Origin of the sequence: Microbacterium caowuchunii (genome assembly GCF_008727755.1) — a bacterium.
Taxonomy (GTDB): domain Bacteria; phylum Actinomycetota; class Actinomycetes; order Actinomycetales; family Microbacteriaceae; genus Microbacterium; species Microbacterium caowuchunii.
The window spans coordinates 2,964,502-2,988,305 of the sequence record NZ_CP044231.1 but is presented as its reverse complement, the minus strand read 5'-3'; the positions used below and the strand labels follow the sequence as shown (position 1 = coordinate 2,988,305).

The window sequence follows — 23,804 nt, the reverse complement described above, 5'->3', positions numbered from 1 at the left end:
GCAGCTCGAAGATGAGCATGAGATCATTGCGCGGCATCGCCGCGGTCGGTGTGACCGCCGCGATGCTGGCACTCGCGGCCTGCAGTGGCGGTGGCGATTCGTCCGCGCCCGCCCCGGCGGACGACGTGGAACGTGTCTACATCGAAGCGGTCAGCGCCGACCCCACCAGCCTCAACCCGCAGTTCGCGGGCGGCCCCATCCCGCTGCGCTTCGGCTTCTCGGTACTGGGTACGCTCGTCGAGCTGAACGACGGGTACGAGATCATGCCGGGCCTGGCGAAGTCGTGGGAGTTCAGCGAGGACGGCTCGACCGTCACCCTCGAGCTCGAAGAAGGCGTGCTGTGGCATGACGGCGAGCCGTTCACCTCGGAGGACGTGAAGTTCAACTTCGAGGAGATCATGCCGCTGCAGACGTTCGGCAAGCCGCTCTCGGCTTCGATCGCGTCCATCGATACGCCGGACGAGACGACCGTCGTGCTGAACCTGGCCAACCAGTATGGGCCGTTCCTGGCGGCGCTGTCGCAGCAGGCTCTCGTCCCCAAGCACATCTACGAGGGCACCGACTACGTCACGAATCCCGCGAACATGGCCCCGATCGGAACCGGTCCGCTCATGTTCGAGTCGTTCAGCCCCGGTGAGCAGATCGTGCTCGTGAAGAACCCGGACTGGTGGCGGGGCGACTTCGAGGTCGATCGCGCGATCTACCCGGTCATGACCGACCCGAACGCCCGCATGATGGCGCTGCAGTCGGGTGAGCTGGATGCGGCCGTCGTCGATCCGTCGCAGCAGGACCAGGTCGAGGCGAGCGACAGCCTCGAGCTGGTGCTGCGGGGTGCCCTCCCGCAGATGGTGAACGCGGGCTTCAACGCCTCGCTGCCGGAGCTGTCGACGCCCGAACTCCGTTCGCTGGTGTTCGCTGCGATCGACCGTGAGGCGATCGTCGACCTCAGCCTGCACGGCCTGGGCGAGGCGGCCACGACGGTGTTCCCGGAGGGGATGACGTGGGCAGTCGACAACTCCGTCGACTTCGACAAGTCCTTCGAACGGGACATCGACGCGATCAACGCCGGACTGGATGCGGCGGGCTATCCCGTCGGCCCCGACGGCACCCGGTTCACGCTCGACATCCGCTACATCTCCGCGCTCAGCGACGTCGCCGCCGCGGCGGAGGTTGTGAAGTCCTCGCTGCAGGACGTCGGTATCGGGGCGAACCTCCTCGGCACCGCGGAGCCGGTGTTCATGGAATCCGTCTTCGCGCAGAGCGACTTCGGGATCATGCTGATGCGCTCGGTGGCAGGGGCCGACCCGAGCATCGGTGTCGTCCGGTGGCTCACCTGCAACCCCAACCGCATCCCGGTGAGCAACCCGTCCGGCGTCTGCGACGAGCAGCTCGACCAGGCCGCGACTGCGGCGCTGGCGACCCTCGACCAGGACGAGCGCGCCGCGCAGTTCCGCACGCTTCAGCAGCGCGCGGTCGCGAGCGCCCACTGGCTGCCGCTGGCGTGGACCCACGGCTCCAACTACACCGTGAGTTCCGTGCGGTGGGAGGGGCTGACGGATGCGGTCGGGCAGACCAACAACCCGCCGTGGACGCACATGACCTGGGTCGGCTGAGCGATCCGGACCGGCGGGGCCGTGGGCGGAATGCCCGCGGCCCCGCCGTCGTGTCGGGGCTCGGCGGATCCGAGAATGAGGCGGATGCGCATCGGCAACCGCCCGGACGAGAAGGAGACACATGACGAACGAGGCACCAGTCGCGGTCATCACCGGCTGCGGCAAACCCGACGGTATGGGGGCTGCCATCGCGCGGCGGCTGGCGGCCGAGGGGCGCACCGTCGTCGTGACGGACCGCGAACCCGGCGGCGTCGTCAACGCGGGGCAGACGGCCGACCAGGACCGTGGGCTCGACGAGCTCGTCGCCGAGATCCAGGATGCGGGCGGCACCGCCGAGGCGATGCTCGGCGACGTCGGGTCGCCCGAGGACGTCGAGCGGATCCTGGCGGGGGTGCAGGAGCGTTACGGACGGCTCGACATCCTCGTGAACAACGCGGCGGCACCGCAGGGGGCGGACCGCGCCGATGTCGTGGACGTGCCGCTCGAGGCCTGGGACCTGCAGCTGCGGGTGAACCTCACCGGCGCGTTCCTCATGGCGCGCGCGGCCGTGCCGCTCATGCGCGAGCGGCGGTATGGCCGCATCGTGACGATCTCGTCCATGGCGGGCGTCGAGGCCGCCGGGCGTTCGACCGCGTACTCCGCGTCGAAGGCCGGCGTGCTCGGGATGACCCGTGCGCTCGCGATGGACGTTGCCGGCTGGGGGATCACCGCCAACGCGGTCTGCCCGGGGCTCGTCGCCACCAGCCGTTCCATGCTCGGCCGCACCGGGGAGGATCGGACCGAGGCCATGACACGCATGAGCGAGCGCATCGCGGTCGGCCGGGTCGGCACCCCGGAGGACATCGCCCACGTCGTCGCGTTCTTCGCCCATGAGGCCAGCGGCTACGTCACCGCGCAGACGATCGGCGTCGACGGTGGCGGGTTCAGCCCCTACGCGGTGGGGCGTCCGGCCGAGCGCTGAGCGGATACGCCAGAGGGGGAGGACCGAACCGGTCCTCCCCCTCTGGCGTATCGCCGGTCAGGCCCCCGCGTACGTGCGGTACGTCGCCCGCAACCGCTGCAGGTCGTCCTCCTCGACCTCGAGGCCGGAGCGCTCGCGGAACGTGTCGCCCTCGTATTCCGTGCGGAAGAACCCCCGTTCCTGCAGCTCGGGGACGACGAGGTCGAACACGCGGTTCATCCCCTCCGGGATCGAGGGCATGTTGAGGTTGAAGCCGTCGCAGGCGCGGCCCTCGAACCACTCGATCATCGACTCCGCGATCTTGTCCGGCGTCGCGATCATGACCCGGTGCCCCACCGCGCGGGCGATGTGCACCATGAGGTCACGGACGCTCAGCTCCTTCGCGAGGTCGCGGAACAGCTTGTACCGCTCGATGCGCTCCGGGTCGTCGATGAACCGCTCCTGCGGGATGCGGTCGGTCATCTCGAGGTCGCTGATGTCGATGCCCAGGAAGCCCTCGATGAGCGCGCGGCTGTTGCCCGGGTGCATGCTGTCCTCGAGTTCCTTCGCGAACTCCTCGGCCTCCTTCTGCGTGCGGCCCGTGATCGGCATGATTCCGGGCAGGATCCGCACCTTCTCCGGGTTCCGCCCCTTCGCCGCGACGCGCTCCTTGAACGTGCGGTAGAACTCGACGGCGTTGTGGAACTCGGGCTGCACCGCGTACACCAGGTCGGCGACGGACGTGCCGAGCTCGAGCCCCGCGGGCGACTGCCCCGCCTGCACCAGGACAGGGCGCTCCTGCGGCGAGCGGGGGATCGCCAGCGGACCCTCCACCCGGAAGTGCTCGCCGACGTGGTTGATGCGGTGCATCCGCTCGGTGTCGACCCAGCGGCCACGCTCGTGGTCGTTGATGATCGCGTCACGGTCCCACGAGTCCCACAGCTTCTTCACGACGTCGACGAACTCCGTCGCGCGGTCGTAGCGCCAGTCCTTGGGCGGTAGCTCGCGCCCGTAGTTCTCGTTGCCGTTGATCGCGGTGACGATGTTCCACGCCGCCCGCCCGTCGCTGAGCACGTCGAGCTCGGCGAACTGCCGCGCGACGGTGTACGGCTCGTTGAACGTCGTCGACTGCGTGCCGATGAGACCGATCTTCTCCGTGTAGCCGATGAGCGCGGCGAGCGTCACGACCGGCTCGTACACCGACGCGCCGCGATAGGCGCCCCGCCACAGCGGGTGGGCACTCACGCTATCCGCGATGAAGACGGCATCCAGCTTCGCCCGCTCGGCGGCCTGCGCCATCTCCCGGATGAGCGACAGCTTGCCGATCTCCTCCGCATTGCTGCGCGGGTGCATCCACGCGTCGTTGTGATATCCGAACGCGGTCATGAAGAACGTCAGTGTCATCTGACGATTCGTGCGTGGCGTCATCCGTATCGGCCTCCTCAGCCATGCCTCGATGGGTCGCGGGTAGATACCCGGCCCGCGACTACCGTAGGAAGCGGCCGCCTCGCGTTCCATCGTCCGTTCTGACCGATGGAAGGCGAACTTCGCCGGTGTCGACGGCGTGCATGCCGCCTGCTCGCTGCGATGAGGCGCACCGGGCATAGGGTGACCAGGATGTTCCCGACCTCTCGCCCGGCCACCACGCGGATCGTGCTCGTCGTCGTCACGATCGCGCTGGCCGCCGCGATGCTCCGCTCGCCGATCGTCGCGGTCGCGCCCGTCGCCCCGCAGGTCGGCGCGGATCTCGGGGTGTCGGCGGCTGCGCTCGGTCTGCTCACCAGCATCCCGGTGCTCGCGTTCGCCCTCTGTTCGCCGCTGGCCGTCGCCGTCGTCCGCCGGGGCGGCCCGGACTTCGCCCTCGCGGTGGGCCTGCTCGGCGCGGTCGTCGGCTGCCTCATCCGCTCGGCCGGCGGGTTCGGGACGGCGCTGGTCGGCACCGCCGTCATCGGCGTGTTCCTCACGATCGGCAACGTCGTCGTGCCGGTCGTCATCGCCCGCGAGTTCCCCCCGCACCGCGTGCACGTCATGACCGGGGTGTACACGTCGGCGATCAACGTCGGCACGATGACCGTCACGCTCGCCACCGCCCCGCTCGCCGACGTCGTCGGCTGGCGCGCGGCCATCGCACTGTGGGCCGCGTTCGGCGTCGCCGCCGTCTGCACCTGGGTCGCGCTGCTCGGCTTCCGCGATGTCTGCACGCCACGACGCGAGGCCACCCCGGTCCGGGATGCGGACGCCGCGCCCCGCCGGTCGGTGCTCCGCGCGGGGAGCACCTGGGCACTCGGCGCCGCGTTCGCCGGGCAGGCGTTCTCCTATTACGCGATGACCGCGTGGCTGCCGACGCTGCTGCTGGATCGCGGGTTCGGCCAGGCCGCCGCCGGGGCGATCGCGGCGCTGTTCCAGGTCGCGGGCATCGTCGGCGCCCTCCTGCTGCCGCTCCTATCCCGGTCCAGCATCCTCGCCGGCGTGCTCGCCGTCGCGATCGGCTGGCTCACCGTACCCGTCGGATTCCTCCTCGCGCCCGACCTGTGGGCGCTGTGGTGCGTGATCGGCGGCGCGGCGCAGGGCGGCGGTCTCACCGTGATCTTCATCATGATCAGCGCGCTCGGCGGCACGCAGCACGAGGTGACCGGCCGGTCCGGCATCGTGCAAGGGCTCGGCTACGCGGTCGCCGCGATCGGACCCACCGTCGTCGGCGGCCTGCACGAGCTCACCGGTGGCTGGACCGCGCCGCTGCTCACGGTCACCGTGGCCGTCGTGCTGTTCGGCACGGTCGGCAGTGCGGTGGCCGCCCGCATCCGGCACTGAGCGGCCCCGGCCCCCTCGCCCGCGCGGCTGGGGCGGGCGGGCCAGCCGGCCGCGCCGGCGCGCGCCGGGGGTCAGAGCCGGGTCTCGAAGGGCCAGCCGGTGTACGCCTCCGCGAGGTAGGTGCGACCGGCCTCGGATTCGACGACCGAGCGCAGCTCGCCCTCCTGGCGACGTCGATCGAAGTCCGAGGCATCCGGCGCGACGTGCAGCATGCTGGTCATCCACCAGGAGAAGTGCTGCGCCTTCCAGATGCGGCGGAGCGCCACCTCGGCGAAGGCCTCGAGCGGGCGCTCGTCGCGGTCGTCGAGCAGTGCCGTGAGCGCGCGATGCAGCAGCACGACGTCCGCCACGGCCAGGTTCATCCCCTTGGCGCCGGTGGGGGGAACGGTGTGCGCGGCGTCGCCGATCAGGGCGAGGCGTCCGCGGCGGAGCTCGTGGGCGACGAAGCTGCGGAACCGGAGCACGTCGCGCTGGAAGATGCGTCCCTCCTGCAGCGTCGTGCCGGGCACGCGCGACTGGAGCTCCGCCCAGATGGCCTCCTCGTCGAGTGCGTGCGGGTCTGCCTCCGGGTCGCACTGGAAGTACATGCGCTGCACGGTGGCGCTGCGCTGGCTGATCAGCGCGAAACCGTTCGGGGAGTTGCTGTAGATGAGCTCCTCGGAGCTCGGCGGCGCCTCGCAGAGGATGCCGAACCAGGCGAACGGGTACTCGCGGAAGTAGCCCCCGGTCGAGGAGCCGGTGACGGCGGCCCGCACGACGGAGCGGGAACCGTCCGCCCCCACCACGAAGTCGGCCTCGATCTCGAACGGCCGCCCCTCGCCGTCCGTGCCCACGATCCGCGGACGATCGGATGCGGCGTCGGCGACGTGGTCCACGGTGACCCCGAAACGGAGGTCCTGGCCGTCGGCGAGGCGCGTCGCGACGAGGTCCCGCAGCACCTCGTGCTGGGGGTACAGCCAGACGCTCCGTCCGGTGAGGGAGGGGAAGTCGATGCGGTGCCCCTCGCCGGCGAAGCGCAACTCGATCCCGTCGTGGCGGTGCCCGTCGGTCAGGACGCGGGTGGACGCGCCCGTGGCGGCGAGGAGGTCGACCGTGCCCTGCTCCAGGATCCCCGCACGGATCGTGTTCTCGATCTCCTCGCGGGAGCGCTGATCCACGACGACGGATTCGATCCCGGATGCGGCGAGCAGATGCGACAGCAGGAGCCCGGCGGGGCCGGCTCCGACGATCGCGACTCGGGTGCGTTCGGCGGAAGTGGTCATGACGTCTCCTTCGACGGGTCCATGCGGGACGGCGGTGATCCGCCCAGTGTGCCCGGTCCGGTCCACGATGCCCGGCGGATTCCCGTTGAACGGGCATCCGGGGTCGTCAGCGCCGGTCCTCCCGCAGTGCGGCCTCGATCCCGGACGCGGCCGCCCGCAGCGCCGCGAGTGCAGGTTCCGGCGAGGTCTGCCGCGGCAGGACGACCGAGAGGGCGGCGATGACCTCGCCCCCCTCCCGGATCGGCACGGCGACGCCCGTCGACACCTGCTCGATCGATCCGGGCGTGACGACGAACCCCTGTGCCCGGATGGCTGCGAGCCGCCGGCGCAGGACCGCCGCATCCGTGACGGTCTCCGTCGTGAGCGGGCGGAGCGGCTCGGCGAGCACCCGGTCGCGCAGCGCGCGCGGTGCGTGCGCGAGCAGCACGAGCCCCGACGAGGACGCGTGCAGGGGCAGGCGTCCGGCGATGCGGGTGATGTTCGCGCCCGCCTCCGGGTGTGACAGCCGCTCCAGGAACAGGGCCTCCTCCTGCTCGAGCACGGCCAGCTGGGTGTGTTCGCGGACGACGCTCTGCACGGACTCCATGTGCGGCAGCGCCGCCTGACGCAGCCGCAGCGCGGCCGAGCCGCGGAGGGCGAGCTCCCACAGCCGGAGCCCGAGACGGAGCCGCCGGTCCTCGTCCCGTTCCAGCAAGCCGGCACGGACGAGGTCGTCGACGATGCGGTGGGCGCTCGAGGAGGGCAGCCCGGCACGGCGCCCGATCTGCGCGGCGGTCTGGACGGTGCGCTCCGACGTGAACGTGTCGAGCACCCGCACGATCCGGTCGGTCATCGAGTCGCCGCTGGGCGAATTCGCCATGCGCTCAGCTTCTCATGTGCCCGCCCGCCCGTGCGGATGCGGGTAGCCTCGGTCCATGGCTGAGGGGGTGCTGCGGCGCACGATGCGTGTGCTGGCCGCCTTCACCGAGGACGAGCCGGCGCAGACCGCCGCGGAGCTCGCCCGCCACGCCGGCCTCTCGCTGTCGACCGCGCATCGCCTGCTCGCGCAGCTCGTGGAGGAGGGCGTCCTGGCGCGGGCGCCCGGCCGTCGCTACACGGTGGGGATGCGGCTCTGGGAGATCGGCGAGCTGTCGCCCTTCGCGCACCGCCTGCGCGAGGTCGCCCTGCCGCACATGGTCCGGCTCTACGAGGCGACCGGCGAGAACGTGCACCTGGCCGTCCTCGACGACCCGACGCCCGCGACCGCGATGGCCGTCTTCGCGGGCCGGCTGACCGGGCGGGCATCCGTGCCGACGCTCGGGCGTAGCGGGGGGCGGCACCCGCTGCACACCACCGGGGTCGGCAAGGCGCTGCTCACGACCCGCGATCAGCCCTGGCTCGACGCATACCTGGAGGCTCCGCTCATCCCGGAGACGCGCCTGTCCATCACCGACCCGACGCGATTGCGCGCCGACATCGCGCGGTCCCGCATCCGGGGTTATGCCACGACGCGCGAGGAGATGACCCTCGGGAACATCTCCGTGGCCGCTCCTCTCGGGTCCGTGCCGGGCCTGCCGGCGACGGCGCTCGGCGTCGTCGCCCACCTCGATGAGAGTCAGGACGATCGCCGGCTCGGCCCCCTCGTCATGCAGGCCGCGAAGGACCTGACTCGTGCGCTTCGTCAGTCCTGATTCCCACTCACTGAGAATCTGTTTCGGTGCGGGGTGACCGCGGTGCCACCCTGAACGGACCCGCATGGGAACGTCGAAGGGGACACCGATGACCGAGAATCAGCCGACCGCTGCGGCGCCCGAGTCGCTGCTGGCGTCGCCGGACATGCCGTCGCAGCGCGAGATCAACGCCGAGATGGCGGAGCTGCACGCGGATGCCGCGGCCCGCGAGGAGCGCGGCGAAGCCGTGCCGAAGACGCTGTACGACTTCGCCCCGTACCGCTCGAGCGTGCTGCGCCACCCCACCAAGAACCCGCGGCTCGTCGATCCCGAGACGATCGAGCTGTACTCCCCGGCCTACGGTCAGCGCGACGTCGCCGCGATCGAGGCGGACCTCACCCTCCAGCACTCCGGTGAGCCGCTGGGTGAGCGCATCACGGTGACCGGCCGCGTGCTCGACGCCTGGGGGCGCCCGGTGCGCAACCAGCTCATCGAGGTGTGGCAGGCCAACGCCGCCGGACGCTACATCCACCAGCGCGACCAGCATCCGGCCCCCCTCGACCCGAACTTCACGGGCGCCGGCCGCATGGTCACCAACGACAACGGTGAGTACTTCTTCACCACCATCAAGCCGGGCCCCTACCCGTGGAAGAACCACGTGAACGCGTGGCGGCCGGCCCACATCCACTTCTCGTTGTTCGGCACCGGGTTCACGCAGCGGATCATCACGCAGATGTACTTCCCGGGCGACCCGCTGTTCGCGCTCGACCCGATCTACAACACCATCCGCAGCCAGAAGGACCGCGACCGGCTGATCTCGACCTACGACCACGACCTCACGGTGCCCGAGTTCTCGATGGGCTACCGCTGGGACATCGTCGTCGACGGTCCCGACGCCACCTGGTTCGAGCCCGAGGGAGAGCACTGATGAGCGACACGACCACGAACCCGTCCGGGGCCCTCAGCGACCTGCCCTCGGTGACCGAGGAGTTCCGCAACGAGGGCATCGCCCGTGCCCGCGCGGAGATGTCCCGCCGGAACGGCGAGCCGACTCTCGAGGCGACCGCCGGTCAGACGATCGGCCCGTTCTACGCGTTCGGTCTGCAGTATCCGAAGATGCACGAGGTCGCCTTCCCGCACTCGCCCGGATCGATCGTGCTCTCCGGCACCGTGTACGACGGTGGCGGCGCGCCGATCCCGGACTCGTGCGTCGAGATCTGGGGTGCGAACAGCGACGGCAGTATCTCCCGCGCCCGCGGTTCGCGCCGTCGCGACGACCACACCTTCACGGGTTTCGGCCGGTCCTTCACGACCGACGAGGGCCACTACGAGTTCTGGACGCGCAACCCCGGCCCCACCGAACCGGGCAAGGCCCCGTTCTTCGCGGTGCTCGTCTTCGCACGTGGCCTGCCGAACAAGCTGCACACGCGGATCTACCTGCCCGACGACACCGCGGCGCTCGAGGCGGACCCGTTCCTCTCCTCGCTCACCCCGGACGAGCGCGCTACGCTCATCGCGACGCGCACGCCCGACGGATACCTCCACCACGACATCCGGATGCAGGGCGAGAAGGAGACCGTGTTCATTGCCTTCTGACGTACCGGACGCCGGGGACGCCGCCATCGTGATCGACGAGGGGCTGCTGTCCCCGGTGACCGTCGGAGCCGACGCGGAGGTGACGGATGCCGCCGTGCTCGGCGCGCTCGTCGCCGCCGAGGTGGCTCTGTCCCGGGCGTGGGCGCGCGTGGGTGCAGCGCCCGACATGGCGGCGCTGTCGACCGCCCTCGGTTGGGTCGGGGCGGGTGAGCCCTGCGCCACCGGGGACCTGTCGCTGCCCGCACTCGCCGCAGCATCCGTCGCCGGGGGCAACCCCGTCATCCCGCTCGTCGGCATGCTCAAGGAGCGCGCGCCGCTCGATGTGCGCGGCTGGGTGCACCGCGGCGCCACCAGTCAGGACATCCTCGACTCCGCGCTCATGCTCGTCGCCAGGCGTGCCGGGGAGCGGATCCGGGCCTCGCTGCGGGAGACCGAGCAGCACCTGGCGGAGTTCGCGGCCGCGCACCGGAACGAGGTGGCCGCCGCCCGCACCCTGACCCAGCACGCCGTGCCCACCACGGTCGGCGCGCGGGCCTCCGGGTGGCTGCGCGCGGTGAGCCGGGCCCGGCTCCGGCTCGACGAGACGCTGGCCGCCCTGCCCGCCCAGCTCGGCGGAGCGGGGGGAACGCTCGCCTCGTTCGTCGAGATCGGCGGAACGGAGGCGGCCGCGGAACTGCCCGCCGCCTACGCCGCCGAGCTCGGTCTCGCCGCGCCGGACGCCCCCTGGCACGTCACGCGATGGCCGGTCACCGAACTCGCCGACGCCCTCGTGCAGACCGTGGACGCGGTGGGCAAGATGGCGACCGACGTCGCCACGCTCAGCCGCACCGAGATCGGCGAGCTGGCCGAGGGCACCGGTGGCGGCTCGAGCGCGATGCCGCAGAAGCAGAATCCCGCCGCATCCGTCCTCATCCGCTCCGCGGCGCTGCGAGCCCCCAACCTCGCGGCCACGGTGCACCTGGCCGCGGCATTCGCCGCAGACGAGCGTCCGGACGGGGCCTGGCACGCGGAATGGCCGACGCTGCGCGAACTCCTGCGTCTCGCGCTCGGCGCGACGGCGACGGCGGCGCGGCTCGTCGCGGGCCTTCGCGTCGACGGCGACGCCGTCGCGCGGAACCTCGGGCTCACCGAGGGGCTCATCGTGTCGGAGCGGCTGTCGCTCGTCCTCACGCCGCTGCTCGGCAAGGACGTGGTGGCGCAGATCGTCGCCGATACCGGGCGGGGTGGGGACCTGCGCGCCCTCGTCGTCGAGGCGCTGGAGGCGGCGGTCGATCCCCTGCCCGGCGCGGCGCATCCGGCGGACGGTGTCGACGTGCTGCTTGATCCCGCGCAGTACACGGGCGCCGCGGGTGCGCTGACGGACGCCGCCGTGCGCGATCTGCTCGCCGCCCTCGGTGAGGAACGCGGCATCCGCGACCCTGACCCCGACCCGGGTGCTGCTGCGGGTGGCGGTGCGGGCGCGGGTGGCCGTTTCGGCCAGCGTGCGGGTGGCGGTGCGGCGGCCGAGGTGTCTGTCGGCTCCGGTGCCGCGGCTACGGACGGCACAACTCCTGCAGAACAGCCGCTCGACGGCGGGGACGCCCCGGTAGACCCCCCGGATCGCAGGAGTTCTGCCGGAGCTGGTGCCGCCGGCGGCGGCGCCGGGTCGTGGGCCGGTGCCGCGGGTGGTCCGGGTCCCGGGGGTGGTACCGCCGGGGTGGCTGGGGCCGGTGCTGCGGCAGGAGGCGGCACAACTCCTGCAGAACCACCACCTTTCCGGGCGGATACCCCCGTAGCCCCCGCGGATCGCAGGAGTTCTGCCGGGGGCCGCCCGGCAGATCCCGAGGCCCGCCCGGCGGATCCCGCGGCCCGCCCGGCGGATCCCGAGGCCCGCCCGGCGGATCCCGAGAACCGGCCGGACAACAACGAATCCCACCGAACCGGAGGACTGACGTGACCGTTCCGCAGATCGCCCTGACCGAGGTCGTCGGCGCGGCCGACGCGCCGCTGCTCGTACTCGGGCCGTCACTCGGCACCTCCGCGATCCTGTGGGAGACCACGGCGCCGCTCCTGAGCGACAGGTACCGCGTCGTCGCCTGGGACCTCCCCGGGCACGGCGATTCGCCCGCCCCGACCGCCCCCTTCACCGTCGCCGACCTCGCCGACGCCGTCGCGGAGGCCGTCCGGGGCCTCGGCGCGGACCGGATGCTGTACGCGGGCGTATCCCTGGGTGGCGCCGTGGGCCTCGAGCTCGCCCTGCGGCATCCGGAGCTCCTCTCGGGCGCGGCCATCGTCGCCTCGGGCGCGCAGCTCGGGGATCCGGCGGCGTGGCACGAGCGCGCCGCGCAGGTGCGCGCGCAGTCCACGTCCTCGCTCATCATCGGGTCGGCGCAGCGGTGGTTCGCCCCCGGCTCGATCGAGCGTGAGCCCGAACTCAGCGGCCGCCTCCTGCACGCGCTGCAGGGCGCCGACGACGAGGGATACGCCCTGTGCTGCGAGGCGCTGGCGGCCTACGACGTACGCGACCGTCTCGCCGAGATACGCGTCCCCGTTCGTGCGATCTGGGGACGAGCCGACCAGGTCGCGCCCGAGGCGAAGGCCGTCGAGATCGCCGAAGGCGTCCAGCGGGGTGCCGTCGCGGTGATCGAGGATGCGGCGCACCTGCCGCCGGCCGAGCAGCCGGCGGCGACCGCATCCGCCCTCCGCGCCTTCTTCGACAGCCTCTGATCCGCCCCGAAAGGACCGATCCCATGACCCGACCCGACGGCGCCGGACTGAGCGACGAGCAGCGCTACGACCAGGGGATGCAGGTGCGCCGGGCGGTGCTCGGCGACGAGCACGTGGACCGCGCCGTCGCCGGGACCGTGCCGCTGACGGCGGACTTCCAGGATTTGATCACCCGTTATGCCTGGGGGGACATCTGGTCGCGTCCCGGCTTGGGCCGGCGTGAGCGCTCGGTGGCCGTGCTGACGGCGCTCATCGCGCTCGGTCACCACGAGGAACTGGCGATGCACCTGCGTGCGGCGCTGCGCAACGGCCTGACGCAGGAGGAGGTCGTCGAGGTGATCCTGCAGTCGGCGATCTACTGCGGTGTGCCCGCGGCCAACACGGCCTTCCGGATCGCGAAGGACGTCTACTCGGAGGCGTGACCCGCCCGCGGCTGATCGCACGCCCCGCCGTGACCCGCCCCGCCGTGACCCGCCTGCGGCTGATCGCACGCCCCGCCGTGACCCGCCCCGCCGTGACCCGCCTGCGGCTGATCGCACGGCCCGCTCCGGCGCGTCCCCCGCACGGGCGCCCGCTCCGCCGCACACCTCCCGCGCACAACGGCGGAGATCACCCGCGACACCCCGTCGGCGGCTCCCGGAACCCGGCGCGCCGGGCGGGATCCCCGCCGTTGTGCGCGCCCGAATCCAGATGGGGCCGCCGGACCCGGCGCGTGGAGGGGTGGCATTCGGCATCCGCCGGGCGTATCCTGTGTTCATGATGCGGACGCACGTTCGCACAGCGAACACTCTCGAGGAGGATGCGTGATCGACAAGACCGTCCCGGACGTCGACGCCGCGGTCGCAGGGATCACCGACGGTGCCACCGTCATGATCGGCGGGTTCGGCCGCGCCGGCCAGCCCGTGGAACTCATCGACGCTCTCATCGCGCAGGGTGCGAGCGAGCTGACCATCGTCAACAACAACGCCGGCAACGGCGACCTCGGTCTCGCGGCACTCCTCGCGAAGAAGCGCGTCCGCAAGATCATCTGCTCCTTCCCCCGCCAGTCCGACTCCTGGGTCTTCGACGGTCTCTACCGCGCAGGGGAGATCGAGCTGGAACTCGTCCCGCAGGGCAACCTCGCCGAGCGCATCCGCGCCGCCGGTGCGGGCGTCGGTGCGTTCTTCTCGCCCACCGGTGTGGGCACGCAGCTCGCGGACGGCAAGGAGACCCGGGAGATCGACGGGCGTACCTACGTGCTCGAGTACCCCATCAAGGCCGACTTCGCGCTCGTGAGCGGGCTTCGCGCCGATCGCTGGGGCAATGTGGTCTACCGCGAGACCGCCCGGAACTTCGGGCCGATCATGGCCACCGCCGCGACGACCACCATCGTGCAGGTGGACGGCATCGTGCCCCTCGGCGAGCTCGCTCCCGAGACCGTCGTCACCCCCGGCATCTTCGTCGACCGCGTCGTCGCCGTGGGTGAGCGGGCATGGCTGCGCGACGGGGAGTTCGTCGGCGGCGTCGACATCGAGGGTCGCCCGCTGGCGGCCGCATCCGAAGCGAAGGAGGACGCACGATGACCACCCGGATCTCCCGCAACGACCTGGCCGCGCGCATCGCCGCCGACATCCCCGAGGGCTCGTACGTCAACCTCGGCATCGGCGCCCCGACGCTCGTCGCGAACTTCCTGCCGGAGGATGAGGAGATCATCCTGCACACCGAGAACGGTCTGCTCGGGATGGGGCGGGCCCCCGAGCCGGGGCGGATCGACCCCGATCTGATCAACGCCGGCAAGCAGCCCGTGACGGCTCTCCCGGGCGCCGCGTACTTCCATCACGCGGACTCGTTCGCGATGATGCGCGGGGGACACCTCGACGTCTGCGTGCTGGGCGCGTTCCAGGTCGCGCAGAACGGCGACCTCGCCAACTGGTCCACCGGCGAACCGGGGGCGATCCCGGCCGTGGGTGGCGCGATGGATCTCGCGATCGGCGCGAAGGACGTCTACGTCATGACGGACCTCCTCACCAAGACGGGCGGATCGAAGCTCGTCGCCGAGTGCACCTACCCCTTGACCGGTGTCGGCTGCGTCTCGCGCGTCTACACCGACCACGCCGTCTTCGACGTGACACCGGATGGCTTCGCCGTCCGCGAGCTGTTCGGTGACAACACCGTGGCCGAGCTCCGGGAACTGACCGGACTCGACCTGATCGATGCGACGGTCCCCGTGCCCGACGCCGGTGCGGTATCCGCAGCCCCCGGGCGCGTGGGCCCGTCCGCGACATCCGATGAAGGGAACGACCGATGACCTCCACCTACATCTACGACGCCGTCCGCACCCCGTTCGGCCGTGCCGGCGGCGCCCTGTCCGGCACCCGTCCCGACGACCTCGCCGCCCTCGTGATGAAGGCGACGGTCGAACGCACCGGACTCGACCCCGCCCGCATCGCCGACGTCATCTTCGGTGACGCCAACCAGGCGGGGGAGGACAACCGCAACGTCGCACGCTTCGGGGCGCTGCTCGCCGGGTTCCCGACGTCCGTCACGGGGGTCACGGTGAACCGGCTGTGCGCGTCCTCGGTCGAGGCCGTCGTCCAGGGCTCGCGTGCCATCGAGTCCGGGGATGCCGAGATCGTGCTCGCCGGCGGCGTCGAGTCGATGAGCCGTGCGCCGTTCGTCGTCGAGAAGTCGCCCCGCCCGTGGCCCTCGGTGGGCAACCAGACGATGTGGAACACGTCCATCGGCTGGCGGATGATCAACAAGGCGCTGCCGACGCACTGGACGATCTCGAACGGCGCATCCGCCGAGAAGATCGCCGGCGAGTGGGGGATCTCCCGCGAGGCGCAGGACGAGTTCGCCGTGCGTTCGCACCGCCTGGCCGCCGAGGCCTGGGCGGCGGGCGTGTACGACGGTGAGATCGTGCAGGTGCCCGGTGCCGAGCTCGCCCGCGACGAAGGCATCCGCGACGACACCTCCGTCGAGAAGCTCGCCCGTCTCAAGGCGCTCTTCGCCGAGGACGGGACCGTGACCGCGGGCAACTCCTCGTCGATCAACGACGGGGCATCCGCCGTGCTCCTGGCCGGGGAGGGTGTGCTGGAGGGTGAGCCGCTGGCGCGGATCGCCGGCCGCGGCGCGCACGGGGTCGACCCGGACCAGTTCCCGATCGCCCCCATCGAGGCGGCCAACAAGGCGCTCGCGCGGGCCGGCAAGACGTGGGCGGATGTGGACTTCGTCGAGCTCAACGAGGCGTTCGCCTCGCAGTCCCTCGCCTGCCTGGCGGGATGGCCCGACCTGGATCCCGCGAAGCTGAACATCCACGGCGGAGCCCTCGCGATCGGTCACCCGCTCGGTGCCTCCGGAGGCCGCATCATCGGTCACGCGGCGCACGAACTCGCCCGCCGTGGCGGAGGTGTCGCGGTCGCGGCGATCTGCATCGGGGTGGGTCAGGGTCTGGCCGTGGTGCTGGAGCGCTGACCCGCGCCGCGGCTCGTGCCGCATCCCCGGCGCCGCGGCCCGGCTACTCGTGCGTCCGTGGCCCGGCTACCCGTGCGCCCGCGGCCCGGCTATCCGATGCACAACGGCGGAGATCGGGCGCGACACCCCGGGACCGAGCCCGGACGCCCGGCGCGCCGGGGAGGATCTCCGCCGTTGTGCGGGGAGGGCCGGGCCGGCGGGCCGGCGGGCACCCGGGCAGGGGCGGGCAGGGCGGATGCGGGTGGAATGACGGGGCGGGAGAGGATGGGGTCATGACTCAGGGATCACCGGCGGCGGATGCCGCGGCATCCGGGGAGTTCGTCCAGTCGCTCGCCCGCGGGCTCGCGGTCATCCGCGCCTTCGACGCGGAGAACCCGGACCTCTCGCTCAGTGATGTGGCCCGGCGCACGGGCCTCACCCGGGCCGCGGCGCGCCGATTCCTGCACACGCTCGAGGCGCTCGGCTACGTCCGCAGCGACGGGCGCCTGTTCGCGCTGACGCCGCGCGTGCTCGAACTCGGCTTCAGCTACCTCTCCGCACTGTCCTTGCCGGAGATCGTGCAACCGCACCTGGAGACGCTGTCCCGCGCGGTCGAGGAGAGCGTATCGGCGGCCGTCCTGGACGGTACCGACATCGTCTACGTCGCACGCGTGGCGACGCGGCGCATCATGAGCGTCAGCATCACGATCGGCACCCGCTTCCCCGCGTATGCGACCAGCATGGGGCGCGTGCTGCTCGCGGGGCTCCCGGATGCCGAACGCGATCGCGCGCTCGACGCTTCCGCACGTCTGCACCTCACCGACCGCACGCTCACGGAGCCGGGCGACCTGCGCGCCGAGCTGGATGCAGTGCGCGCGCGCGGCTGGGCGCTCGTGGACGGGGAGCTCGAGCCGGGGCTGCGATCCATCGCGGCCCCCGTGCACGGCCGCGACGGCACGGTCGTGGCGGCGATCAACGTCTCCACGAGCGCCACCCGCGGCAGCGTGGCGGACGTGGTCGAGAACCACCTGCCGCGCCTGCTGGCCACCGCATCCGCCATCGACACCGACCTGCGCCTGCGCTGACGGGCACCGCCGCGACGCCGCCCGTCCGCCGTCCGCCGTCCGCCGACCGCCCGCCGCCCGCGACCCGTCCTCTCCGCGAGACTGCACGCTGGCCACGAGACCGCGCGTGGCACGGTCCGTCTCGTGCTGCGGATGCAGTCTCGCGGGATGGGGGACGACGGGGGCGCGGGGACGACGGGCGCGCGGGAGGGGAGACCCATCCGCGGGACGGATACGAGTCATGGCCGATTCCGGATTGCCGAGCCCCGGCGGCGTTGACACGATGGAGCGTCCCCCGGCCGACGACGGCCGGGTCTTTCACCGTCGCAGGAGGCTCCACGCTCATGGCTCAGGACAATTCTCGGGATGCCGCGCCCCGGATGGAGCAGATCGCCGACCGGGTATGGGCGTACATCCAGCCCGACGGCGGCTGGATGATCAACAACATGGGGCTGATCGACGGCCCCGACGGGGCGACGAGCATCGATGTCACCTCCACGGAGCAGCGCACCCGTGACTACCTGCGCGCCGTCTCCGGCGTGACCGATTCCCCGGTGCGCCGCGTGGTGCTCACGCACTCCCACCCCGACCACTGCAACGGCGCATCCCTGCTCCCGGATGCCGAGATCATCGCGCACCGGACGGTCGCGGCGGACCTCCGTCGCCCGCACGCGATGGCCGCGCACATCTTCGATCCCTACGTACAGGGTGACGTGCAGCCCCGTCTGCCCACGATCGTCTTCGACGAGTCCCTGACGATCGCGCCGGGCGATCAGCGGATCGAGGTGCGCCACCCGGGCGGGCCCGCCCACACGCCGGGCGACGCGTTCGTCTGGCTCCCGCAGGAGCGGGTGCTGTTCACGGGGGACCTCGTCTTCCACGGGGGCACGCCCTTCGTGCTGTCCGGCTCGCCCGCGGGATGGCTGCGGGCGCTCGATCAGATGGCCGCGCTCGAGCCGGCCACGGTGGTCCCCGGGCACGGGCCCGTCGGCGGACCCGAGCTCTTCGAGCCGGTCGCGGACTATCTGCGGTTCCTGATGGGTGCGGCCGCCGATGCCCACGCGCGGGGGCTCACCGCGGCGGAGGCGGCGCGGGGTCTGGATCTCGGCAGGTTCGCGGAGCTCGCGGAGACCGAGCGCATCGTCGGCAACCTGCACCGGGTCCTCGCCGAGCTGGACGGCGGCCACCCCGATTTCGCGGCGGCGTGGCAGGACATGTACGAGTACAACGGATCGCGCCCGCTCTCCTGCCATGCGTAGCGCGACGGCGCCGGGCATGCTGCCGACGACCACGACCACGACGACGACCAGGACGAAGGAGCACGGATGAAGATCGCACGGTGGGACCACGAGGGAGCGACGGGCGAGGGCTTCGTCTCCGAGGGTGCCGTGATCCCCTTCCCGGACGCGCTGACGGTCGCGGAGGTCCTGCGGGGCGGAGTGGCCGCGGCCCGCAGCCTCTTCGAGCGCGCGAGGCAGGAGACCGGGGTCCCGCTGGCGGAGGTGCGTCTGCTGGCGCCCCTCGTCCCGACCACGATCCGTGACTTCGTGGCCTTCGAGGAGCACGTCGAGGGGGTCAGCGCCGGCGTCGAGGGCAAGAGCGACGTGCCGGCCGAATGGCACGAGGCGCCGACCTTCTACTTCACGAACCCGCACACGGTGCGCGCGACCGGCGACGTCGTCGCGGTGCCCGAGACGCGACGTCTCGATTTCGAGCTGGAGCTGGCCGCCGTCATCGGCGGTGTCGACGGCTCGACCGGGGAGAACCTGGACGTGGATGCGGCGGCATCCCACATCTTCGGTTACACCGTGATGAACGACTGGTCGGCTCGGGACCTGCAGGCGCGGGAGATGAAGGTGCGGCTGGGGCCGGCGAAGGGCAAAGACTTCGGGATGACGCTGGGGCCCTGGATCGTCACCGCCGACGAGCTGGATCCGTACCTCGACGGCGAGGGCTTCCTGGCCGTGCGGGCCGAGGTGTACGTCAACGGGGCGCTCGTCGGCGAGGACCTCGTGTCGAACATGGGCTGGCCCTTCCCCGAGCTCGTGGCCTACGCGGCACGCAACTCCGTCGTCGTGCCCGGTGACGTGCTGGGTTCGGGCACCGTCGGCAACGGCGGATGCCTCGGCGAGCTGTGGGGCCGCGGCAGCGCCCTCCCGCCGCTGGAGCCGGGTGACGAGGTGCGCATGCTGATCGAGGGCGTCGGGGAGATCGTGAACGTCGTGGGTGAGCGCGTGCCGGCGCCGGCCATCCCCCGGGCCCGGACGCGCCCGCGGTTGCGGCACCGCTGAGTCGGACCGCCCCTCCGCACAACGGCGGAGATCCTGCCCGACACCCCGCGGCTCCCACCAGGGCCCCGGCGTGTCAGGGGGGATCTCCGCCGTTGTGCGCGCGCGGGGGACGGGCGGCGCGTGCGCGCGCGGGGGACGGCGGGCGCGGGCGGTGCCCCAGAAGGGCGAGCAGAAAGACGGATGCCGCGACCTCAGGGCCGCGGCATCCGTCTTTCGTGGGGTCAGCCGAGCTCGGCGAACGTCTCCGCGATCCAGTCGGCGGTGAACTCGCCGACGTACTCCAGGTTGTCGATGCCGATGTGCTCGGCGCCGCCCTCCGCCTGGGTGAAGATGCGCAGCTCGCGCTTGGGGGAGTTCACCGCGGCCTCGTACTCGTCGTACGCGTACTTCACCGGGATCTGCCGGTCACCCTCGCCGTGGGTCACCAGGAAGGGCACGGTGATCTTGTCGACCACGCCCTCCAGGCGCATGTTCTTCGTCTTCTCGAGGAAGTCCGCCTCGTCGCTCGCGCCGAACACCCAGTAGACGTGGTCCCAGTAGTGCGGCACGGGGTTCTCGCCCTCGCGGCGGCGACGCGCCTCCTGGACGGCGGCCCAGTCGTAGTTCGCGCCCCACGCGACGGCGAGGGCGATGCGCTTCTCGAACGCGGCGGCGCGCGGGACGTAGTAGCCCCCGAGCGACCAGCCGACCAGGCCGACCTTCTTCGGGTCGACGCCGAGCTCCGCGGCGTTCTCCTCGACCCAGTCCATGACGGATGCGGCCCACACCTCGGTGTCGTACCGGGCGTGCAGGTCCCGCATGCGCAGCGCCTCACCGGATCCGGGCGGGTCCATCATCAGCACCGAGATGCCCCGGCGGGCCATCTGCTGCGGGAACCGGGAGGTGTACATCATCTCCTTGGTGGAATCGAGGCCGTTCCACATCACGATGAGCGGACGCGGCCCGTCCCCGGGCGCCCGGTAGAAGTAGCCCGGCAGGGCGGACCCGGCCGGCGCGTCGTCGCCCTTGTAGGGCACGTCCACCGTGGTCAGCGGCACGCCGCCGAGTTCCACGTGCTTGAGCAGCAGGTCGATCGACTGCTGGTACGCGGCCTTGCGGCCCTCCCACTTCGGGGACTGCAGTCGCTCGGACTGCGAGGTGTACAGCGCCGCGCGGTAGTACTTGTCGGATGCGGAGAGCTTCCAGCCGCGTGCCTCGTCGGTCTGGGCGGCGGCGAGGAGGCGGTCGGCGACGGCCTTCCAGGAGGCGTACAGCAGCTCGGTACCCACGTCGTCGCCCTGCTGGGACGCCTCGAGCACGGGGCGGGCGGCCTTGTCGACCTCGTCGATGAAGCCACCGTTGTTGAGCGAGGCGACGACCGCCATGCTCCACACGTAGTTGGTCGGGTAGTACATGAACATAGGGAGAGCTCCTTCGGGGGTACTGCTGGTCGGGGGAAGGTCAGTGGGGGAGTGCGGACGCGGTGGGATGCTGCGCGGAGCGCACCGCCTCGGAGAGGAAGGTGGCGACGCCGGAGCGGAATTGCCCGCCGTCCACGCCGATCTCGGCGCCGGTGACGTAGGCGGCCGCATCCGAGAGCAGGAACACCACGACGTTGGCGACCTCTTCGGGCTCGCCGCCGCGGTGCAGCGGCGCGATCGTCACGTTGGCGTCCAGGAAGGGTGCGGGCGCGTCGGCGGTCATCTCGGTGCGGATGTACCCCGGGTGGACGATGTTCACTCGGATGCCGCGGGGCCCGAGCTCCGTCACGCACGAGTGGGTGAGGCCGCGCAGCGCCCACTTGCTGGTCGTGTACGCGGCGGTGTAATGCCCGGTGAGCCCTGCGGCGGAGCCGATGTTCACGATCGAGGAACCCGGGCCCATGAGCGGGAGGAGGGCCTGGATGCCCAGCATGGGGCCGGTGACGTTGATCGAGAGGACGCGGTCCCAGTCCTCGCGGACGACGTCGCCGATGCGGGTGCGCTGGGTCACGCCGGCATTGTTGACGAGTCCCTTCACCGCACGCCCGGCCAGGGAGTCGGCGAGGTCCTGCCACGCCTCCTCGGACGTCACGTCCAGGCGCCGGTAGGTCACCGACCCCGGCAGGCCGTCCGCCGCGGCCCGCAGGTCGGGGGCGTCCTCCCGTACATCGGCGGCGATGACGTCGGCACCGTTCGCGGCGAGCAGGAGCGCCTCCTGCGCGCCCTGGCCCCCGGCGGCACCGGTGACGACGAAGAGGTTGCCGGAGAGCCCCGGAAGCGCGACGCCGCCCGCGCCCTGCGGGGAGGATGCCGCGATCATGCGCGCACCGGTCCGGGACGGTCCAGGAGTTCGATGAGATTGCCTTCCGGGTCGGTGACGAAAGCGAAGCGCACCCCGGGTTCGGGCGAATCCCCGGGCGGGGTGAGGATGGTGGCGCCGGCGGCGACCACCTGGGCGAACGCGGCGTCGAGGTCGTCCACCCGCAGGCACACGTGCGCCCAGCCGCGGTCCAGCAGCGCGTCCGGCGGCGTCGCGGCGGCACCGCGGACGGAGGCCGAACCGCGCCGCTCCAGCAGCTCGATGGCGATGTCGTCGGGACCCAGGAGGAAGACGCCCCGCAGGCCGACCGGCGCGATCTCGAACGGCCGCGCCGTCGGGAAGCCGAAGGCGCGCTGGTACCAGTCCCGCTGCGCGTCCAGGTCCCCGACGGAGACACCGATGTGGTCGACGTGCATGGTCCGGCTCAGCCCTGGGGTCCGTGCAGCATCAGCCCGTCGCGGACGTCCTCGGGGAGCACCTCGAGCACGTCCGCGCCGAAGCATCCGTCCACGAGGATGAACGCCACCCGGGCGACGTCCTCGCCGCGGTTGGCCCACGCGTGGTCGGTGCCCCGCTGGACGACGATGTCGCCGGCGCGCGCGGTGACCTCGCTGTCGTCGAGCACGAGGGTGATCTCCCCCTCCAGCACGATGCCGTAGTCGATCGATTCGGTGCGGTGCACGGGCGACTGGAGGCCGCGGGCGTCGAGGTGCCCCGGCAGGAACTCGTTGATCCGGATGCGGGTGCCCCGGACGGGCGGCGGGACGGTGATCTCCCCGATCGTCGGGTCGGTGAAGGCCGCGCCGATCGCCGCCGGTGCACCGGCCGTCTCCCACACCTCGTGGAAGGCCACCCCGTCCTGGGGGAGCTCCCGCGTGACGGGGACGGGGGCGTCGCTGACGACGACCGAGACCCCCGCCGCGTCGTGCCCGGTGACGATGCGACGCGGGGTGCGGAACCGGCTCACGGAGCCGGGACCAGCGCCATCAGCGCCTGACCCATGACGCGTCCGGGGTCGGCACCGGGGGTGCCCGGGTTCAGCTCCCAGTGCGCGAGCTGCAGGGAGGCGTCGACGACGCCCTTCACCCGCGGGATGCGGCGCGCCTCGAACGCGTTCAGCAGTTCCTCGAGGTCGCCCTCCTGGGTGACGTACTCCGCGAACAGCAGGGAGTCCTCCACGCACTGCGCGGCGCCCTGGGCGATCAGCGGCGGAACCGCGTGCACGACCTCGCCGAGTGCGACGACACGCCCCTGGTGCCAGGTGTCCGTCGCGAAGATCCACTCGATCTCCTGGAAGTTCAGGAAGGTGTCCTCGGTGATCGACTCGCGCAGGTAGTCGAACGGGCCGTGGAAGTTCGCCATGAGGCGCTTGACCTCCTGCCAGTCCGGCAGGCCGTTGTCCGTGCGCTCCGGTCGGCAGAGCACGAAGATGTAGCACTGGTCGGCGCTCACCGGGGTGTAGCCCACCTTGTAGGCGCCGCCGTCGTCCTCGAACGGGTAGGCGATCCCGCCGGTCATCTCGGGAAGACGCGAGGTGACCGCTCGCCAGATGCCCAGCCCCGAGGGTGCGCGGTCCTCGGTGATGCCGAGCGCGGGACGCGTCTTGGACTTGATCCCCTCGGCGACGATGATGAGGTCCCACGTCTCGGTCGTGCCGTCGGAGAGCACGGAGGTGGCGGAGTCCGCCTGCTGGTCGAACGAGACCAGTTCGCGGCCGAGGCGGATCTCCACGCCGAGCGACTCGGCCTTCTGCACGAGGATCTCGTGCAGATCGGGGCGCAGGGCGCCGATGGTCGCGGGCAGGTCCTCGCCGCCGGTGCGCGGGGTCGGCATCTCCGCCATCACCCGGCCGTCCGCGAAGTAGAGGGTGAGGGAGTTCTCCGGCTGGCCCTTCTCGAGGATCTCGTCCAGGACGCCGAGCTCGCGGAACACCCGCAGGGCGTTGCCCTGGATGGTCAGGCCGTGACCGACGCGGGCCCACGCCTTGGCGCGCTCCACCAGGGTCACTTTCACGTCGCGCTGTGCCAGCGCGATCGCGGCGGTGAGGCCGGTGAATCCACCGCCGACGATGAGCACATTCCGAACCGACATCTTCGTCTCCCACTTCCGGGTGCGACACCGCACCCTGGGGAAGACGCTAGGGGCGCCGGGTCCGTGCCG

23 protein-coding genes are annotated in these 23,804 nt (G+C 71.8%); 15 read left to right on the top strand and 8 right to left on the bottom strand.

Annotation, left to right across the window (positions count from 1 at the left end; all coding sequences use genetic code 11):
- Positions 1–11: 11 nt before the first annotated feature.
- Together F6J84_RS14085 and F6J84_RS14080 are read left to right on the top strand one after the other, a co-directional pair.
- Positions 12–1,613, top strand: coding sequence for an ABC transporter substrate-binding protein (locus F6J84_RS14085; protein WP_150974409.1), 1,602 nt, complete (start codon positions 12–14; stop codon positions 1,611–1,613).
- A 121-nt stretch (positions 1,614–1,734) separates the two neighbouring features.
- Entirely contained in the window at positions 1,735–2,574 is an 840-nt protein-coding gene (locus F6J84_RS14080; protein WP_150974408.1) for an SDR family NAD(P)-dependent oxidoreductase, read from the top strand.
- A 57-nt stretch (positions 2,575–2,631) separates the two neighbouring features.
- Here the strand turns inward: F6J84_RS14080 and F6J84_RS14075 are convergent, their stop codons facing one another.
- Entirely contained in the window at positions 2,632–3,957 is a 1,326-nt protein-coding gene (locus F6J84_RS14075; RefSeq protein WP_191905692.1) for an NtaA/DmoA family FMN-dependent monooxygenase, read from the bottom strand.
- A 213-nt stretch (positions 3,958–4,170) separates the two neighbouring features.
- Between F6J84_RS14075 and F6J84_RS14070 the strand changes: the two genes are divergently transcribed.
- Positions 4,171–5,364 (top strand): MFS transporter, encoded by a 1,194-nt coding sequence (locus F6J84_RS14070; RefSeq protein ID WP_191905691.1) that lies wholly within the window; start codon positions 4,171–4,173, stop codon positions 5,362–5,364.
- A 71-nt stretch (positions 5,365–5,435) separates the two neighbouring features.
- Here the strand turns inward: F6J84_RS14070 and F6J84_RS14065 are convergent, their stop codons facing one another.
- The gene (locus tag F6J84_RS14065) at positions 5,436–6,626 is read right to left on the bottom strand and encodes a 4-hydroxybenzoate 3-monooxygenase (protein ID WP_150974405.1); all 1,191 of its coding nucleotides are present in this window, start codon (positions 6,624–6,626) and stop codon (positions 5,436–5,438) included.
- A 106-nt stretch (positions 6,627–6,732) separates the two neighbouring features.
- A complete protein-coding gene (locus F6J84_RS14060; RefSeq protein ID WP_150974404.1) occupies positions 6,733–7,485 on the bottom strand; it encodes an IclR family transcriptional regulator in 753 nt (250 codons plus the stop codon).
- A gap of 55 nt (positions 7,486–7,540) precedes the next feature.
- Here F6J84_RS14060 and F6J84_RS14055 point away from each other — a divergent pair, with 55 nt between their 5' ends.
- The 12 genes from F6J84_RS14055 (at position 7,541) to F6J84_RS14000 (ending at position 19,364) form a co-directional block, all read left to right on the top strand.
- Entirely contained in the window at positions 7,541–8,296 is a 756-nt protein-coding gene (locus tag F6J84_RS14055) for an IclR family transcriptional regulator (protein ID WP_150893776.1), read from the top strand.
- A gap of 88 nt (positions 8,297–8,384) precedes the next feature.
- A complete protein-coding gene (gene pcaH, locus F6J84_RS14050; protein ID WP_150893778.1) occupies positions 8,385–9,203 on the top strand; it encodes a protocatechuate 3,4-dioxygenase subunit beta in 819 nt (272 codons plus the stop codon).
- Positions 9,204–9,301: 98 nt separating this feature from the next.
- On the top strand, positions 9,302–9,871 hold the full coding sequence (gene pcaG / locus F6J84_RS14045) for a protocatechuate 3,4-dioxygenase subunit alpha (RefSeq protein WP_150974849.1): 570 nt from the start codon (positions 9,302–9,304) through the stop codon (positions 9,869–9,871).
- A complete protein-coding gene (locus F6J84_RS14040) occupies positions 9,861–11,807 on the top strand; it encodes a lyase family protein (protein WP_238702523.1) in 1,947 nt (648 codons plus the stop codon). The genes pcaG and F6J84_RS14040 overlap by 11 nt, the downstream gene beginning before the upstream one ends.
- On the top strand, positions 11,804–12,577 hold the full coding sequence (locus F6J84_RS14035) for an alpha/beta fold hydrolase (RefSeq protein WP_150974403.1): 774 nt from the start codon (positions 11,804–11,806) through the stop codon (positions 12,575–12,577). Before F6J84_RS14040 ends, F6J84_RS14035 begins: the two co-directional genes overlap by 4 nt.
- 23 nt (positions 12,578–12,600) lie before the next feature.
- Positions 12,601–12,999: a 4-carboxymuconolactone decarboxylase gene (pcaC, locus tag F6J84_RS14030; protein ID WP_150974402.1), complete on the top strand. Its 399-nt coding sequence runs from the start codon at positions 12,601–12,603 to the stop codon at positions 12,997–12,999.
- 381 nt (positions 13,000–13,380) lie between these two features.
- Positions 13,381–14,139, top strand: a complete 759-nt coding sequence (locus F6J84_RS14025) for a 3-oxoacid CoA-transferase subunit A (RefSeq protein WP_150974401.1) — start codon at positions 13,381–13,383, stop codon at positions 14,137–14,139.
- Positions 14,136–14,864, top strand: a complete 729-nt coding sequence (locus F6J84_RS14020; protein WP_150974400.1) for a 3-oxoacid CoA-transferase subunit B — start codon at positions 14,136–14,138, stop codon at positions 14,862–14,864. Before F6J84_RS14025 ends, F6J84_RS14020 begins: the two co-directional genes overlap by 4 nt.
- The gene (locus F6J84_RS14015) at positions 14,861–16,030 is read left to right on the top strand and encodes a thiolase family protein (protein WP_150974399.1); all 1,170 of its coding nucleotides are present in this window, start codon (positions 14,861–14,863) and stop codon (positions 16,028–16,030) included. Before F6J84_RS14020 ends, F6J84_RS14015 begins: the two co-directional genes overlap by 4 nt.
- A gap of 272 nt (positions 16,031–16,302) precedes the next feature.
- Positions 16,303–17,094, top strand: a complete 792-nt coding sequence (locus tag F6J84_RS14010) for an IclR family transcriptional regulator domain-containing protein (RefSeq protein ID WP_150974398.1) — start codon at positions 16,303–16,305, stop codon at positions 17,092–17,094.
- Between the two features lie 323 nt (positions 17,095–17,417).
- Entirely contained in the window at positions 17,418–18,332 is a 915-nt protein-coding gene (locus F6J84_RS14005) for an MBL fold metallo-hydrolase (RefSeq protein ID WP_150974397.1), read from the top strand.
- Positions 18,333–18,398: 66 nt separating this feature from the next.
- Positions 18,399–19,364 (top strand): fumarylacetoacetate hydrolase family protein, encoded by a 966-nt coding sequence (locus F6J84_RS14000; RefSeq protein ID WP_150974396.1) that lies wholly within the window; start codon positions 18,399–18,401, stop codon positions 19,362–19,364.
- Positions 19,365–19,585: 221 nt separating this feature from the next.
- Here F6J84_RS14000 and F6J84_RS13995 read toward each other — a convergent pair whose 3' ends face one another.
- Genes F6J84_RS13995 through F6J84_RS13975 form a run of 5 tightly spaced genes read right to left on the bottom strand, consistent with a single transcriptional unit; the run spans position 19,586 to position 23,768 of the window.
- Positions 19,586–20,764, bottom strand: coding sequence for an alpha/beta hydrolase family protein (locus F6J84_RS13995; protein ID WP_150974395.1), 1,179 nt, complete (start codon positions 20,762–20,764; stop codon positions 19,586–19,588).
- A gap of 40 nt (positions 20,765–20,804) precedes the next feature.
- On the bottom strand, positions 20,805–21,644 hold the full coding sequence (locus F6J84_RS13990; RefSeq protein ID WP_150974394.1) for an SDR family NAD(P)-dependent oxidoreductase: 840 nt from the start codon (positions 21,642–21,644) through the stop codon (positions 20,805–20,807).
- A complete protein-coding gene (locus F6J84_RS13985; protein WP_191905690.1) occupies positions 21,641–22,060 on the bottom strand; it encodes a VOC family protein in 420 nt (139 codons plus the stop codon). Before F6J84_RS13985 ends, F6J84_RS13990 begins: the two co-directional genes overlap by 4 nt.
- An 8-nt stretch (positions 22,061–22,068) precedes the next feature.
- A complete protein-coding gene (locus F6J84_RS13980; protein WP_150974392.1) occupies positions 22,069–22,611 on the bottom strand; it encodes a cupin domain-containing protein in 543 nt (180 codons plus the stop codon).
- Entirely contained in the window at positions 22,608–23,768 is a 1,161-nt protein-coding gene (locus tag F6J84_RS13975; RefSeq protein ID WP_338037204.1) for an FAD-dependent oxidoreductase, read from the bottom strand. The genes F6J84_RS13980 and F6J84_RS13975 overlap by 4 nt, the downstream gene beginning before the upstream one ends.
- Between the last annotated feature and the right edge of the window lie 36 nt (positions 23,769–23,804).